The organism is Christiangramia pacifica, from assembly GCF_057221535.1.
The window spans coordinates 1,034,432-1,050,246 of the sequence record NZ_CM170146.1 but is presented as its reverse complement, the minus strand read 5'-3'; the positions used below and the strand labels follow the sequence as shown (position 1 = coordinate 1,050,246).

Sequence of the window (15,815 nt, the reverse complement as noted above, 5' to 3'; positions counted from 1 at the left end):
ATCAATTATTGTTCCACGTGGAACAATTCAATTTTCTCTTCCTCCTTGCGTCGCATTAATTCCTTCTCCCTTTCAGTTTTATCCTTAAAACCACAAAAATGCAACACCCCGTGAATTAAAACTCTTTTCAATTCATCCTCGAAACTAACCTCAAACGAATCGGCATTATCCTGGACTCTTTCAGTACTTATAAAAATATCACCCTGTAAAACATTTCCGACGGTATTATCAAAGCTAATAATATCGGTATAGGTATCATGAGATAAATATTCCAGATTAATTTTGTGAAGATATTCGTCATCACAAAAAATGAAACTTATGTCACCTACAAATTTATCCTCGGATTCTATGCAACTTTCAATCCAGGAACGATGGTCATTTTCGTTCTTCAGAATAAAATCATTTTCGCTAAAAAAATTAATCTCTCCCTTTTCCAAAATAATCCTTTACTTTCTCTCTATAAATTTGGCGCAAAGGTAAGATTTGTCTGTTTAAAATTTCAGTAGAATTAAAATATTCTTTAGCCCTATCAATCTGATCCTTAAGTGGATTATTATAATTAATATTATTGGTTTCAGACTGTCGTTTTTCATCCAAACCCTGTTGTTGCAAAGCCTCATCAAATTTCAAGAGATCATATTGTAACTGTTGCATTCTTCTTAAGGTTTCAGGATCAAAACCTTTATCTAATAATTGTTCCTCGATTTTCTTCATATCGGCAGAGGGATCATTCCCATTTTCAGAATTTTTTCCCTTCATTAATTCTTCCATCTGCATCCTAAGCATCTGCTGCTCTTTGAAAATCTCATACAATTCACCGTTCTGAGATTCGGAATTTCCATCCTTTTGCTCCGAGCTATCAGAATTTTCAGGTTTAGGTTTGCCACCCAATCCATCCTGCATTTGTTTCATCAAGTCTTCCTGTTTTTTAATAATATCCTGGAGCTGAAATTCCGCACCGCTATCTCCCTGTCCTGCTTGTGGATTGGCCATCATTTGCTGCATGGAATCAAGAATCTTATCCAGCAGATTTGCCAAATCATTAGCACCGGTTACTACATATTGCTGACTAGCCGTGCCCTGCGGAATTTCATTATCGGAAAGGCGCTCAATAGACTTCTCAAGATCAAATTCCACGTTGGTAAGTTTATCTGTAATAACCTCGTTGATCATGGGATTACGCATAGCCAGCATGTAAAGACTATCATCTATATGCCTAAAATTTTCACGAAGATTGCTTTGTTCTTTTAGCTTTCCTGCATATTTGGGATTGTTCTGTCTAATTTCTTTGAAGGTATCCAAAAGGTCTTCCTGCTCGAAAGAAAAAACAATAAGATTATCCAAAATCTGCCTTAGAGATTCCGCATCGGCCTCTAATTGTTCACCACCCTGCATTTTAGAACCTTCCTTCATCTTCTGGCTCATTTGCATCATTTTTTTTGAAGCATCCTTCTGCTTTTGTTTAGCATCAGATTTATTATCCTGTTCCAGATTGTCTTTAGCATCCTTTTGATCTTTCTTGATGCTTTCCTCATCCTGTTCTTCCCGACCTAATTCCTGAGGTTGTTTTAAACCTTTGTTGTCCTCTTCCAGTTCATCCACTTGCCTCTGAAATTCCTGAAATTTTTCATTCAATTCTGATTGTTTCTCGGAAGTATTCTCTTCATTTCTTTTCGAAAGTTCTTCCTGTTGTTTTCCGAGATTTTCCAGATCCCTGGCAATCTTCTGCTTTTTTTCTTCTACATAATACCTTTTGGTAAGTTCCAAAAGTTGTTCAAGATTCCGCTGATTTGACTTGTTCTGTTTTGAAAGTTGATCCAGTTTTTTACCAAGATCTTCTTTAGCTATCTTCTCTGAATACTTCTGTAATTCTTCCAGCAACTCTTCATTTTCCTGAAGCCTTTTTTCATTATTCTGAAGACGTTTGCTTAATTCTTTCTCCATGGAAGAATCTTCATTCTCCTTATTCTTTTCAAGTGTTTTTTCCAGTTTTTCTGAATAAGATTTCATCATCTCATTCTGCTGCTTTTGTCTTTTTAGAAATTCCTCCAGCTTCTTCCTTTCGCTATAGTTTAAATCTTCATTTTCTTTTTCTATTCTGGATATTTCTTCTAGTTCTTTTTCAGATTCTTCAAACTCTTCAAGTTTATCTCCTATATTTTTTATAGCGTTATCCTGATCTTGCAGTTTCTCATTTTCAAGTTCCTGAAGGGTTTTCTTTCGAAAGGAGAAAATTTGCGAATTAGCAGATTTCGCACCGTTTACCGCATCATTATCAAAGACTTTGAAATAATATTCATATCCAACTCCTGGCTCAAGTTCAATATTACCGGGAAAACTGAAGTGAAATTCATCAAAACTCTCTCTGGAGATAGGAATATTAATAGATTTAGCATTATTCTCTTCAACTGATGGATAATATACCAATTGTAGTCTGCTCAGGCCATAATCATCAGAAATATCACCTTTAAAATACTGAATATCAGAATTTAGAGAATCCTTTTCACCGGAAACCGAAATTTCAGGATATGCGTCCTTAACAACCCTAATGTTATAGTCCAAGGGTTCATAATTTTTTACCTTCTTATTAGAACCACTCACTGTATATTCAAGATCAGATAAAATTCTCTTTTGGTAATTTGAGTTCTCATTTTCTGGTTCGATCTTGATTACTGAATCTCCATACTTGAAATTAATTAGTTCAGTATTTCTGGAATTAAAATTCCAGTTGATTCTGGTGCCTTCCGGTACAGTCACGTTTCCAGAACCGGATAAAGTTTCATTCTTCAAACCAGTGTAGGATGGATAATCCAGGTTCATTTCAAAATTGAGCAATTTAGGAACCTTGATTACTCTTAAAATTTTCTCTTCAGAAGCTACTTCATTCGATTTCAACCTAAATTCAATATCCTCATTAAGCTCTGTGAAATCATATTCAAAAATTCCCGGGGATGTTTCTTTCATAAAATATTCCTGATCATCGGTCAGTAATTTTACCGACTCAGGATTGTAGTCACCAATGGTTCTTACCTGTAACTTAAAACTCTCCCCTTCCCTACCGGACAGATGGCTATTTTGAACTAAAAAATTAAAAGGAGCTGGTTTTAAATATACTTGGTTATAATCTGAAATCCGTTCAAAACTATCGGTTATGATATTAGTTTTACCAGCGACAATTAATCCCCCAATGATCAGCACTGGAAGTACAACAAAACGCAAATACTTTTGATTTTTTTTCAGGTCTATGGCATTCCCAAATGGAATTGGAGTAAGCTCTTTTGATCTTTGATCGATACTTGCCAGTAAAAGATCTGATCTTCTAGAGTCGTCTTTCAGCTGAAGCAAATTCTTCAGTTTATCGTTTACCTCCGGAAAATGATCGCCAATTATTTCCGAAGCCTGGTATTGGTTAATCCCTTTGGAAATTTTCAGAAGTTTAAATAAAGGAATGCCAACAAAATAGATGACAAGGCCTAATTCAACAAGTATAAATACCCAGAATAAAACAGTTCTGCCGGTGGTAGATAACCAGAGAAAATGTTCCAAACCAATGATTAGTAAAAAATAGATGAGACCCGTAGCGATAAACAATAAACTTCCCTTAAGCATTAAGTTGAGATAATACTTTTTTATGAAAGCTTCCAGTTTTTCCTGCACCAGCCCGAAATTCTCCATTTTCATGCATTGTTTGCTTAAAAATACAATAAAATTAGCTCATATGAAGGATGCTGGCTTCAGGTTTAGGATTGGTTCAATAAGGTTGTATCTTTGCGAGCAAAATTTATAGAAATATGTCTTCCAAAGTTAGAGTAAGATTTGCTCCGAGCCCTACCGGACCATTGCATATAGGTGGAGTTAGAACGGCCTTATATAATTATTTATTTGCTAAAAAACATGATGGTGATTTTGTACTAAGAATTGAAGATACAGATCAAAACCGATATGTAGAAGGAGCTGAAGATTACATCGTTGAATCCCTTAATTGGTGCGGAATTCCTTATGATGAGGGCCCGGGAAAAGAGAAAGGCTTTGGACCTTACAGACAAAGTGAGCGCAAAGATAAATATAGAGAATATGCCGAAAAACTAATCGATTCTGGAAATGCTTATTATGCATTTGATACTGCAGACGAACTGGATGCTCATAGAAAGGATCACGAGGAAAAAGGAAAAACTTTTATCTACAATTGGCATAACCGTGAAAAACTGAAAAATTCTCTGTCGCTTTCTCAGGAAGAAGTTAAGAAAAAAATAGATTCTGAAGAGCCGTATGTGATAAGGTTCAAATCTCCGCAAGATGAAACATTGTTTCTTAAGGATGTAATTCGCGGAGAAATGGAAATTGATACCAATATACTTGATGATAAGGTTTTATTCAAAAGTGACGGAATGCCTACCTATCATCTTGCGAATATCGTTGATGACCATTTGATGGAAATCACTCATGTAATTCGTGGTGAAGAGTGGTTACCATCCCTTGCTCTTCACTATATGCTTTATCGAGCTTTTGGGTGGAATGCCCCTCAGTTTGCACACCTTCCGCTAATTATGAAACCTCAGGGAAAAGGAAAATTAAGCAAACGAGATGGAGATAAAATGGGATTCCCGGTATTTCCTCTGGAATGGAAAGATCCGAAATCCGGAGATATTTCAGCTGGATATCGTGAAGATGGATATTTTCCTGAAGCTGTAGTGAATATGCTGGCTTTTCTGGGATGGAATCCAGGAACTGAAGAGGAATTTTTTACACTGGAAGAACTTACCAAAGCCTTTGAATTAGAAAGAGTTCATAAAGGCGGTGCCAAATTTGATCCTGAAAAAACAAAATGGTTTCAGCAACACTATATGCAGGAGGCAGATAATGATTCGCTTGCCGAAAAGTTTGACGATATTCTGAAGGAAAAAGAAATCAACGCTGATAAAACTTATGTAAAAGATGTCGTGGCTCTTATTAAAGAACGTGCTGTATTTGTTGAAGATCTTTGGGAACAGGGATTCTTCTTTTTTGTGGCTCCCACTTCATTTGACCCGAAAGATTCGAAAAAAGCCTGGAAAGAGGAAACCTCAAAACTCATGGCAGATCTAAAGGATTATCTCAGCACTTTAAATAATTTTCAGGCTGAGCCGTTACAGGAAAATGTAAAATCCTGGATCAAAGAAAAAGAAGTCGGATTCGGGAAGGTGATGATGCCGCTTAGAATTGCTCTGGTAGGCGCTCTGCAAGGACCTGATCTTTACAAAATAGCCGAATTTATCGGAAAAGAAGAGAGTATAGCCCGTATTCAGAAAGCTATAGATACAATATAGAATTTCATAATATTTTATGAGAGAAACCGATCATTTTAGTTGAAATGATCGGTTTTTAAATTTTATAAGGATTCAGGCTTTTTATTCTTAAATTGAAGCATTCATAAACAAATAAAATTTACATGCTCAATTTAGTTCTTTGGCCATTATTGGGAATCTTTCTCTTATTAGTCATTTTTTCCGGAATTTTTATAGTGAAACAACAAACTTCCGCCGTAATTGAAAGATTTGGAAGATTTACCAGTATTAGAAGTTCCGGACTTCAATTAAAAATTCCGTTAATAGACCAGGTTGCCGGAAGAATCAATTTAAAAGTCCAGCAACTGGATGTACTTGTCGAAACCAAAACAAAGGATAATGTTTTTGTAAAACTTAAAATTTCAGTTCAATTCCAGGTAAGAAAGGATAATGTATATGATGCCTTCTACAAGCTCGAAAGCCCTCATGACCAAATAACTGCCTATGTTTTTGACGTTGTGCGCGCAGAAGTGCCTAAAATGAAGTTAGACGACGTTTTTGAACGTAAAGATGATATCGCTATCGCGGTAAATCGCGAATTAAATGAAGCTATGCAGTCTTACGGATATGATATTATCAAAACACTGGTTACAGATATTGATCCTGATGTGCAGGTGAAAGCTGCCATGAACCGTATTAACGCCGCGGAAAGGGAAAAAGTAGCGGCAGAATATGATGCTGAGGCAGACCGTATCAAAATTGTGGCTAAAGCTAGAGCGGAAGCTGAAAGTAAAAGACTTCAGGGTCAGGGAATCGCCGACCAGCGCAGAGAAATAGCTCGAGGCCTTGAAGAAAGCGTAGATGTTCTCAACAATGTTGGAATTAATTCCCAGGAAGCTTCCGCATTGATCGTAGTAACTCAACATTACGATACACTTCAGGCTATTGGAGAAGAGACTAACAGTAATTTGATCTTATTACCTAATTCACCTCAGGCAGGAAGTGATATGCTGAATAATATGGTGGCTTCTTTTACAGCCTCCAATCAAATTGGAGAAGCAATGAAAGAGCAAAATCGAAGATCGAAAGATAAAAAAGAATAAAAAAAACCTCCTAATTGGAGGCTTTAATTTATCTATAATATTGAATCTTTACTCCCTAATTCTCGAACCAGAGACATTTTGAACGCCGGTTATCTTCGAAACTGCTTTTAAAAGCAAAGCTTTCTGCGCTAAACTACTTAACGCATTACCTATCAAAGATTTGACTGACAGACTTTCCTTAGTTTGATCTATACTCAACTTGATTTCTTCCTTATCGATCTCAGTCTGAAGTTTCAGAATCTTAAGATCTTTATCTATTTCTTCAAAAGATGAATATACTCTCATTCGTCGTCATTTTCGTTAAAAACTGATTTAGAGAATTTTCTAAGAACAAGCTTTTCAATAGGCTCTTTTCCGAAGAAAAAGATTAAAACAAATACGATCATATAAAAAGCGCCCACGATAAAATATCCGGCGCTTGGAATGCCTATTGCCTGACTTAGCACAATTGCAATAGCAAAGGAAAGCATAATACCAGCAGTGCTCAAAAGAAAACCCATAACCAGAAAACGAACCAGAGACGTTGCTCCTTTCATTCCCTGTCTAAAGGCTCTAAGCTTATAATATTCAGAATTACTTTGTAAAAAAGACTGAATATTAGTATTTAAATCATGAACACTGTCAGATAGTTTCTCAAATGCCATATAAAGATTATACTACAGCTTTATCCGGTGATGTTCCACCTGAATTGCTTGGTTTATCTTTTTGCAATTTAGCATTTTGTTTTCTTAATTCCTCAAGTTTCGTTTCCATTGCTGAAAGAATATCATCTGCTTTATGACTTGCAGAAGATAAGGTCTCTTCCAATCTAGCCTCAAAATCCGTTCTGGCTTTTTTGGCCTTTTCGCTCAAATTTGAAGAAGTTTCATGGTAACGCTTGTTCAAATTATCCTGAGCCTTTTGAGCATCTTTTTTAAGCTTTTTACGTGTTTTTTCACCGCTGTCTGGAGCATAAAGTAATCCTACTCCTGCGCCAATCGCAGCTCCTGTAATTAATGCTAAAAGGGTATTTCCTGTACTTGCCATAAGTTTTTGAATTTTAAGTTATTATTCAACCAAAGATAACGGATAGAGCTACCTGAGGCTGTTAATAACCGGTTAATATGTTAAAAAACCAATGCTAAATTATTCTTAAAATAAATCCTGACGAATCTAATTCTTGATCTTAGCCCATGAATCACGCAGTGTAACGGTTCTATTAAAAACTGGTTTTGCCGAGGTAGAATCCCTGTCCACACAGAAGTATCCTATACGCTGAAATTGTACATTTTCGCCTTCTTTTGCATCTTTGAGGCTCGGTTCCAAATATCCAGTAACCGTTTTTAAAGATTCAGGATTTACAAAATCCAGGTAATCTTTATCTTTCACTCCATCTGGTGTTTCTTCAGTAAATAACCTATCATAAAGCCTTATTTCAGCCTCTACGGCATGTTTAATTGAAACCCAGTGCAAGGTTCCTTTTACCTTACGCAATGATTCTTCAGTGCCACTTCCACTTTTACTTTTTGGATCGTAAGTACAGTGAATCTCTGTAATATTTCCTTCGGAATCTTTGATCACGTTCTCACCTTTGATGATGTAAGCATTCTTTAATCTCACCTCTTTTTCAAGAGTTAATCTGAAGAATTTTCTATTGGCACTTTCCTTAAAGTCCTCTCTTTCAATATAAAGTTCTCTTGAAAATGGCACTTTTCTACTTCCGGCCGATTCATCTTCAGGATTATTTTCTGCATCCAGCCATTCCTCCTCACCTTCCGGATAATTGGTAATTACGAGTTTTACGGGATCCAAAACGCCCATCACACGAGGTGCTTTTTTATTCAGATCTTCTCTTACACAGAATTCCAGGTGAGAAACATCAATAAGATTTTCCCTTTTACCAACTCCAATGGAATCAGCGAATTTTCTAATGGAATCTGGCGTATAACCCCTTCTTCTAAGTCCGGAAATCGTTGGCATTCTTGGATCATCCCAGGAATCAACAATCCCCTTTTCCACCAACTGCAGTAATTTTCTTTTACTAACAATAGTGTGGCTTAAATTTCTTCTGGCAAATTCACGTTGTTTTGGCTCAAAATCTCCAGGTTTGCTTACTTTGCTGATAAACCAGTTGTACAGTTCCCGGTGAGGAAGAAATTCCAGGGTACAAAATGAGTGTGAGATCTGTTCAATAAAGTCACTTTCACCATGTGCCCAGTCATACATAGGATAGATCTTCCAGTCATTTCCCGTTCTATGATGGCTTTTATGGAGACATCTGTACATCACAGGATCTCTCATCAGCATATTTGAAGCCGCCATATCTATTTTAGCACGTAGTACATCACCTTTTTCAGGAGTTTCTCCATTCTTCATCTTTTCAAAAAGATCAAGATTTTCTTCCACAGACCTATTTCTATACGGACTTTCTTTTCCTGGCTGAGTTGGAGTTCCTTTTTGCTCTGCAATATCTTCGGAAGTTTGGCTATCTACATAAGCATCACCATTTTTGATCATTTCAACCGCCCAGTCATAAAGCTGTTGGAAATAATCTGAGGCATAGCATTCCTTTGCCCATTTAAAACCTAACCATTCAATATCTCTTTTTATCGCATCTACATATTCCTGCTCTTCTTTGGCAGGATTGGTATCGTCAAATCTCAGGTTTACCGGAGCATTGTAAGTTTCTCCGAGTCCGAAATTTAAACAGATTGAAGAAGCGTGCCCTATGTGAAGATACCCGTTTGGTTCAGGGGGAAACCTGAATTTTAGGTCCTCTCTTTTATAATTATTGCTTAGATCTTCCTCTATAATTTGCTCTATAAAGTTGAGCGACTTTTTTCCTTCGGCCATAACTGATTTATAATAAGACGCAAATTTATCAAATTTTAAGTCGCCTGCACACTAATGCTTAAGAAAGCTCAGTATTTATAATCATTAGAGTTATTCCAGTTAAAATAAACCTAAACATAAAGCTGAAATCTTCGAGATTATTTTGTTTTAGTAATTTAGAGAGTAATTTGAATTTCAATAATATGCCGAAAACTACCTTATTTCTATCCGATATAAATTCCAATATTTTAATTTAAGATGGCCGATAATTCTTCTAAGTTAAAGCCATTATCGGTATGGGCTCTTGCCGCAGGTGGTATGGTTGGTGGCGGTATATATACCGTTCTGGGTGTTGTGATTGCCATTTCAGCTCAATGGTCCTGGTTAGCATTTGTTCTTACTGGATTTATTGCTATTCCATCAGCTTACAGCTATGTATTTCTAACCAATAAATTCCATGAAGAAGGTGGAGCTTTTGTATTCCTGGAAAAGGTAAATGATAAAAAAATGGCCGGAAATTTAAGCTGGCTATTAATTATCGGGTATATCCTTACAATTTCGGTATATGCTTATGCTTTTGGGCATTATTTGTCCTTTGCATTTCATGGAAATCCATTGGTGATGCGCTTACTAGCCGCGGGAATAGTAATTGGTTTGATTATTCTGAACCTTGCAGGAGTTGGAAAACTTACGAAGGTTGAAATTGTTATCGTATCTGTTAATCTCCTCGTACTCTTAGCCCTGGGAATGTACGGAATTACCAATTGGGATGTCTCTCAACTAACCGCCGGAATTAGTCCCAGACCAGCATGGTCAAGTCTTTTTGGTGGTGCAGCGATTTTCATGGCTTACGAAGGATTTCAATTATTAACCTACGAGTACGATAAAATAGATAATCCTGAAAAAAGCTTTATGCCCACTCTCATGAGTGCAGTAATATTTGTGGTAATCTTATACGCAGCGGTGGCAATTGGTGCTACCATGATTGGAGGAGCTACCTCTCTCATCAGTTTTAAGGAAATAGCATTATCTGTTGCTGCGGAATCAGCTTTTGGAAAAACCGGACTTATTGTAATGACCGTTGCTGCGGGATTTGCTACTGCGGCGGCAATTAACTCGACCTTATTTTCAACAGCTAACCTGGCAAAAAGAATCGCCTCACAAAATGAACTTCCCTCCTGGTTTGATCATACCAATAAGAATGATGTACCAGACCGATCTATAATATTTATCGGAATTCTGGCAGGTTTACTGGCTATCATAGGATCATTGAGTTCTCTGGTAGAGGCTGCCAGCCTTGCATTCTTATTTACTTTTGGAATTGTAAACTGGATAGCCTACCGTGAGTCTGAAAAAAGAAAATGGATACCGCTGGTTGGAATTATTTTAGGCAGTCTCGTAGGACTAGCCCTGATCTTCAGATTGGTTATTTCCAAGCCTATAGCCCTCGCAGGAATCCTAGGATTGGTATTATTAATCGTCCTGGGTAGACCTTACCTTCTGAAGAAAAGGGATAAGTTAAATCAAAAAAACGACCAGGATGAAGATTAAATTTATACTCCTTTCGATGATATTCCTGGTACTTCAAGGATGTTCCTCAAATCCTGAAAAACCGGCGCAGCTGAGAATCGGGCAGTTTATATTTTCAGAAGAGAAAATTCAGGTAAGATTTATTCAAAATGACAGTTTAATTCGAAATGAGACCTTGAATTATGGTGAATTAACAAGTTATGATAAGCTGAATTCTGGAAGTTATCAGGTTGAAATTTTACTAAATAATCAGATTTTACTTCAGAAGAAAATTGGGATTGGTAAAAATGGGATTTATACATTGATCCTTAACGGATTTCCAAAAAAGGATCAGGAGATCAATGAAAAAACCACCAGAATGAAACTTCATGAGATCGTTGAGGGTGAAGAAGCCATTTATCCAAATGGAAATCTACCTCAAATGCGAATTCTAAATGATGAATTTGAAGTTGGAAAAAATGAAGGAAAGATTCGCTGGATCCATCTGGCTGCCGGTGTAGAAGAGATAAATGCCATAGCAAAAACGAACAATTCAGAATCTACAGATCTCTCTGCTCTTACTTATCCTAAATTGAGTGATGATCATTCGGTTTCTCCTAAAAATCATAAAGTCATATGGAAATTAAAAGGGAGCGCAGTAGAAGTTTCAGAATTGAAATTAGATGTCAAACCCAAGTACCTTTACACCTGTTTTTTGATTGGTAAAAAAGGTAATTATATTAATAGCCTAAAAGTTGTTGTGGGAGAAACTCCTAAAAAAGGATTTTAATGGATATTTTAGCAAAAAAATTGGAGTGGGAGTAATTAAATTGAAAAATATCAAGGTGTTTTCCTATCACGGGTGCCTGGATGAAGAAAGTAAAATTGGAAGCGAATATCGGGTTGATCTGAAAGTTCATGGAGATCTTTCTCATTCGGCTAAAACAGATAATCTTGGTGATACCATCGATTATGTTCATTTGAACAAGATCGTAAAAGAAGAAATGGCCATTAGATCTAAACTATTGGAAACAGTTGCGGAAAGAATTCTTAACAGAGTTTTGAAGGAACTCATTATGGTTCAGAAGGCTAAGGTTGATGTTTCAAAGATTAATCCGCCGATTGGTGGAAATGTGGCAATGGTGACGGTAAGCAGAACGAAATCGAGGTAGATTTTAGTTTTGAAACTTAAAATTTTTATTACATTTGCCAACCCTATTCAGGGCATCGTGGCCGAGTGGCTAGGCAGAGGTCTGCAAAACCTTGTACAGCGGTTCGAATCCGCTCGATGCCTCAACAAGCTTCCTTTAACCGGGAAGCTTTTTTTATTTATTATCTAGAGGATTGCCCAGATCTTCAAGCTTTCCTATCAAAGAATCCTTTGGCGTTATTTCCTCTATCTGATCCTTGATCTCATCAACCTGACTTGGGAATGCTCCCTGAAATATTAATACCACACCGAACAAGATGAGTATGACACTTATCGCTTTCTTCATAATATAGATCCTATGCGGTGTCAGTTTTCGATTAAGTTTCTTGGCTAGAAGAATTTTAAATACATCTACAATTAGATAAGTTATCAGGACTGTAAGAAGGAAGACAGTGATCCTATCCGTCTGCATATCCATTTTAGGGCCAAATACGATGATTACTCCAAGCCAGAAGCCCAGAACCCCAATATTGATAAAATTAAGCAGGAAACCCTTCGCAAAGAGCCCAAAATAATCGCTTTTACCCAGTTTTCTTATTTCAGGAGTTTCATCATCTGTATGTATGGTCTTTTTAGTTTGAAGAAAACTCATTAAGCCATAAGTAGCCAGAATCATTCCGCCAAAAATGAATAAGGCTGGATCATCCTTCAGACTTTCAAGAAGCTTCGTGGTACTAAAATAAGCTATGGCGATAAAGATCATATCTGCCAATATTACTCCAAGATCCAGAGAAAAAGCAGCTCTAAAACCTTTAATAGCGGCTGTTTCCAGTAATACGAAAAAAACCGGTCCGAATAAAAAAGCTAAAAAGAAACCCAGCGGTAATGCTGCTAAAACGTCCTGTAACATACAGTTAAGTTGTTTTGCAAATGTAAACTTTTTGTTCTTTTATGATAATTAGCTGCTGTTAAAGCCTAGAAATTAAAAAATTAGAGATCAATTTGCTTCAACTTCTTCCCTATTTCCAATTAAAGTGAAATCAAGATGTCTCTTCACCAGATCTGCATTCTTCACCTTCACATAAACTTCATCTCCAAGAGTATAAGACTGTCCGGTTCTTTTTCCAACCACAGCGAATTCATCTGCATTATACTCATAATGATCATCATTCATATCTCTTAGACGAATCATTCCTTCACACTTGTTTTCGATGATTTCCACGAAAATACCCCATTCGGTAACACCTGAAATAACTCCCAGAAATTCTTCGTTTTCGTGATCCTGCATGAACTTTACCTGCATGTACTTGATGGAATCTCTTTCCGCATTGGTAGCAAGATTCTCCATTTCGCTGCTATGATGACACTTAGACTCATATTCTTCTTCACTGGCAGATTTAGCTCCATCCAAATAGTGTTGTAGTAATCTATGCACCATCACATCAGGATATCTTCTAATTGGTGAAGTAAAATGCGTGTAATAGTCGAAAGCGAGACCATAATGCCCGATATTCTCCGTACCGTAATATGCCTTACTCATCGTCCTGATAGCTAAGGTATCCACCATATTCTGCTCTTTCCTACCCTGTACATCTTCCAGTAATTTATTCAGTGAAGACGTGGTAGTACTTCTATCCTTGAGATTTAATTTATGACCAAATCTACCAACAATGGTTTGCAGAGAAGCAAGTTTTTGCTCATCTGGTTCATCATGACACCTGTATACAAAAGTTTTCTTCGGACTCTGTTTTCCTATATATTCAGCTACTTTTCTATTGGCCAGCAGCATGAATTCTTCAATAAGTTTATTGGCATCCTTAGCTGTTTTAAAGAAAACGCCAACCGGGTCATTCTCCTCATTCAAATTGAATTTTACTTCAACTTTATCAAAAGAAATCGCTCCGTCTTTCATCCTGGCGGCACGCATCTTTTTCGCAAGTCTGTTCAAGGTAACAACTGCTTCAACCAAAGCACCTTTAACTGAATATGAATGATTTCTAATTGAAATATCCTGAGGAATGGTTCCAGTTCCGGTTTCAATGATATGCTGAGCTTCTTCATAAGCAAAACGTTCATCAGAATAGGTTACTGTTCTGCCAAACCATTGATTTTTAACCTGTGCCTTGTCATTGATCTCGAAAACTGCGGAAAAAGTAAATTTTTCTTCATTAGGTCTTAAAGAACAGGCATTATTTGATAAGATTTCGGGCAGCATAGGCACAACCCTGTCTACCAAATAAACTGAAGTTGCCCGATCGTAGGCTTCTTCATCCAGAATAGTTCCAGGTTGCAAATAATGCGATACATCAGCGATATGAATTCCTATTTCATAATTGCCATTTTCCAGTTGTTGAAAACTCAACGCATCATCAAAATCTTTGGCATCTTTTGGGTCTATGGTAAAAGTAAGCACATCCCGCATGTCCCTTCTTTTACTTATTTCTTCTTTATTGATAGAAGTATCTATTTGATTGGCAAATTCTTCCACCTCTTCTGGAAATTCATGCGGTAAACCATATTGAGCCAGGATAGAATGTATTTCTGTATGATGCTCTCCCGGAGTTCCCAATACACGGGTAATTCTTCCGTAGGGAGAGTCTGCTTTCTTTGGCCATTCTTCAAATTCCACAACCACTTTATCCCCATTTTCAGCTCCATTCAGCTTGTTTCCAGCAATGAAAAAATCTGTATACATAGATTTATCATCGATGACCACAAACCCAAAGTCCTTTTTCTGCTGCAGAGTTCCTACAAATTCGGTTCTTTTACGTTTGAGAATTTTAGTGATCTCACCTTCAGAACGCTTTTTTCTTCTGCGATTATAAATATAAATCTCAACCGTATCACCGTCAAAAGCCGCATTCAGATCTTTATTTGCAATAAATATATCATCGGCAAATTCTTCCACCATTACATAACCGTAACCTTTGGTAGTAAGATCCAGAACACCGGTGTAGTAATTCTTATTTCCTTCTATTTTGAATTTTCCGCGTTCAACTTCCTGTATTTCTTTTTTCGCGGCTAATTGGGCAAGTTTCTTTATAATTTGATTCCTACTGCTGGCATCATTCACTCCAAGAACTGAAGCTATTTGTTTGTAATTATATGTTTTCCCGGAATTGTTTCGAAGTATATCGATGATACTTCTGGAAAGATTGCCTTGTATTTTAGTTTTCGTTTTCTTCTTTTTACTCATTATAACTTAGTATAGGATAAAATTACGCCATAATTACCAGACAGGAACTTTTTCATTTTAAAGTTTTGTTAAGTACCAATTATTTGAAACTCACTGATTTTCAAATTGTTCTAAAAAATTATTTTTTTAATCTTTTTAACATAGAGAATTTTTATTTCTTAATTTTTTCTTAATTTAGAATTAACTTTCCCCAAGAATAGCCCCCTTAATTTTACGACATACATTATGAAAATTAGTAAGTCAACAAAATACTCGGCATTATTCTTCCTGATATTTCTTCTTGGGCTAATCTTTTTTGTGACTAGCATTCATAAATCTCTAAATAAAAAAACTGAGATTTTTATCAATTTAGAAAAAGATCAAAGTAAAAGTGTTGCCTTAAGCATTCAGTAGTGAATTATATCTACGCTAAGATTATTTCGTTTTAAAAATTATTTTTTCCTGGCCTCTTTGATCAACGAATTTAATACTTCAGTCCAAAATTCTATTATAATTCATAAACATCTAGCTATCAGAAATTTATAGTATTAACAAGACTTATCTTTCAGTTATCCATTCGCTTTAAGATTCATGTTTGTTCTTCCGCCATTATTCTAAACTATTTAAGACAAAACAAATAATAGAATCTTAGACTCACAAACCTCATCTTAAAATATCCCATTCATCAATCTTAGTTATAAACATTATATATCATATTATTTATTTCTTCTTTTTTAAAAAAATTAAATGATGGTATATGATGGTGTGTTAATTTGTAGCATAATTTTTCTGATCAATTCTTG

Annotated in this window: 13 protein-coding genes and 1 tRNA gene; 6 read left to right on the top strand and 8 right to left on the bottom strand. The window is 36.2% G+C overall.

The window, feature by feature from the left end:
• Positions 1–5: 5 nt before the first annotated feature.
• Positions 6–437, bottom strand: a complete 432-nt coding sequence (ybeY, locus tag AC2S94_RS04895; protein WP_484630394.1) for an rRNA maturation RNase YbeY — start codon at positions 435–437, stop codon at positions 6–8.
• Entirely contained in the window at positions 418–3,675 is a 3,258-nt protein-coding gene (locus AC2S94_RS04890; protein ID WP_484630393.1) for a hypothetical protein, read from the bottom strand. Before AC2S94_RS04890 ends, ybeY begins: the two co-directional genes overlap by 20 nt.
• Before the next feature lie 116 nt (positions 3,676–3,791).
• On the opposite strand from AC2S94_RS04890, the gene gltX reads away from it, so the two are divergent.
• A complete protein-coding gene (gltX, locus tag AC2S94_RS04885; RefSeq protein ID WP_484630392.1) occupies positions 3,792–5,306 on the top strand; it encodes a glutamate--tRNA ligase in 1,515 nt (504 codons plus the stop codon).
• A 122-nt stretch (positions 5,307–5,428) separates the two neighbouring features.
• On the top strand, positions 5,429–6,367 hold the full coding sequence (locus tag AC2S94_RS04880) for an SPFH domain-containing protein (protein ID WP_484630391.1): 939 nt from the start codon (positions 5,429–5,431) through the stop codon (positions 6,365–6,367).
• 48 nt (positions 6,368–6,415) lie between these two features.
• Here AC2S94_RS04880 and AC2S94_RS04875 read toward each other — a convergent pair whose 3' ends face one another.
• The 4 genes from AC2S94_RS04875 to AC2S94_RS04860 form a co-directional block, all read right to left on the bottom strand.
• Entirely contained in the window at positions 6,416–6,652 is a 237-nt protein-coding gene (locus AC2S94_RS04875) for a DUF6327 family protein (protein WP_484630390.1), read from the bottom strand.
• Positions 6,649–7,011: a phage holin family protein gene (locus AC2S94_RS04870; RefSeq protein WP_484630389.1), complete on the bottom strand. Its 363-nt coding sequence runs from the start codon at positions 7,009–7,011 to the stop codon at positions 6,649–6,651. Before AC2S94_RS04870 ends, AC2S94_RS04875 begins: the two co-directional genes overlap by 4 nt.
• 7 nt (positions 7,012–7,018) lie before the next feature.
• Positions 7,019–7,393, bottom strand: coding sequence for a YtxH domain-containing protein (locus tag AC2S94_RS04865; RefSeq protein ID WP_484630388.1), 375 nt, complete (start codon positions 7,391–7,393; stop codon positions 7,019–7,021).
• A 126-nt stretch (positions 7,394–7,519) separates the two neighbouring features.
• Positions 7,520–9,199 carry a glutamine--tRNA ligase/YqeY domain fusion protein gene (locus AC2S94_RS04860; protein WP_484630387.1) on the bottom strand — a complete coding sequence of 560 codons (1,680 nt, stop codon included), beginning with the start codon at positions 9,197–9,199 and terminating at the stop codon, positions 7,520–7,522.
• 237 nt (positions 9,200–9,436) lie between these two features.
• Between AC2S94_RS04860 and AC2S94_RS04855 the strand changes: the two genes are divergently transcribed.
• From AC2S94_RS04855 to AC2S94_RS04840, 4 genes are all read left to right on the top strand, one after another.
• A complete protein-coding gene (locus tag AC2S94_RS04855) occupies positions 9,437–10,729 on the top strand; it encodes an APC family permease (protein ID WP_484630386.1) in 1,293 nt (430 codons plus the stop codon).
• Positions 10,719–11,477: a hypothetical protein gene (locus AC2S94_RS04850; protein WP_484630385.1), complete on the top strand. Its 759-nt coding sequence runs from the start codon at positions 10,719–10,721 to the stop codon at positions 11,475–11,477. Before AC2S94_RS04855 ends, AC2S94_RS04850 begins: the two co-directional genes overlap by 11 nt.
• A gap of 25 nt (positions 11,478–11,502) precedes the next feature.
• Entirely contained in the window at positions 11,503–11,859 is a 357-nt protein-coding gene (gene folB, locus AC2S94_RS04845; protein ID WP_484630384.1) for a dihydroneopterin aldolase, read from the top strand.
• Positions 11,860–11,910: 51 nt separating this feature from the next.
• Positions 11,911–11,981: transfer RNA gene (locus AC2S94_RS04840), tRNA-Cys, on the top strand.
• A gap of 31 nt (positions 11,982–12,012) precedes the next feature.
• Here AC2S94_RS04840 and AC2S94_RS04835 read toward each other — a convergent pair.
• Together AC2S94_RS04835 and rnr are read right to left on the bottom strand one after the other, a co-directional pair.
• Positions 12,013–12,747, bottom strand: a complete 735-nt coding sequence (locus AC2S94_RS04835) for a LysE family translocator (protein WP_484630383.1) — start codon at positions 12,745–12,747, stop codon at positions 12,013–12,015.
• A gap of 87 nt (positions 12,748–12,834) precedes the next feature.
• Positions 12,835–15,033 (bottom strand): ribonuclease R, encoded by a 2,199-nt coding sequence (gene rnr, locus AC2S94_RS04830; RefSeq protein ID WP_484630382.1) that lies wholly within the window; start codon positions 15,031–15,033, stop codon positions 12,835–12,837.
• Positions 15,034–15,815 lie beyond the last annotated feature (782 nt).

What these genes read in the sequence shown, in the direction of transcription:
- AC2S94_RS04890 (WP_484630393.1), bottom strand. Translation starts at nt 3,675, where the DNA reads ATGGAGAATTTCGGGCTGGTGCAGGAAAAACTGGAAGCTTTCATAAAA.
- gltX (WP_484630392.1), top strand. Translation starts at nt 3,792, where the DNA reads ATGTCTTCCAAAGTTAGAGTAAGATTTGCTCCGAGCCCTACCGGACCA.
- AC2S94_RS04880 (WP_484630391.1), top strand. Translation starts at nt 5,429, where the DNA reads ATGCTCAATTTAGTTCTTTGGCCATTATTGGGAATCTTTCTCTTATTA.
- AC2S94_RS04875 (WP_484630390.1), bottom strand. Translation starts at nt 6,652, where the DNA reads ATGAGAGTATATTCATCTTTTGAAGAAATAGATAAAGATCTTAAGATT.
- AC2S94_RS04870 (WP_484630389.1), bottom strand. Translation starts at nt 7,011, where the DNA reads ATGGCATTTGAGAAACTATCTGACAGTGTTCATGATTTAAATACTAAT.
- AC2S94_RS04865 (WP_484630388.1), bottom strand. Translation starts at nt 7,393, where the DNA reads ATGGCAAGTACAGGAAATACCCTTTTAGCATTAATTACAGGAGCTGCG.
- AC2S94_RS04860 (WP_484630387.1), bottom strand. Translation starts at nt 9,199, where the DNA reads ATGGCCGAAGGAAAAAAGTCGCTCAACTTTATAGAGCAAATTATAGAG.
- AC2S94_RS04855 (WP_484630386.1), top strand. Translation starts at nt 9,437, where the DNA reads ATGGCCGATAATTCTTCTAAGTTAAAGCCATTATCGGTATGGGCTCTT.
- AC2S94_RS04850 (WP_484630385.1), top strand. Translation starts at nt 10,719, where the DNA reads ATGAAGATTAAATTTATACTCCTTTCGATGATATTCCTGGTACTTCAA.
- AC2S94_RS04835 (WP_484630383.1), bottom strand. Translation starts at nt 12,747, where the DNA reads ATGTTACAGGACGTTTTAGCAGCATTACCGCTGGGTTTCTTTTTAGCT.
- rnr (WP_484630382.1), bottom strand. Translation starts at nt 15,033, where the DNA reads ATGAGTAAAAAGAAGAAAACGAAAACTAAAATACAAGGCAATCTTTCC.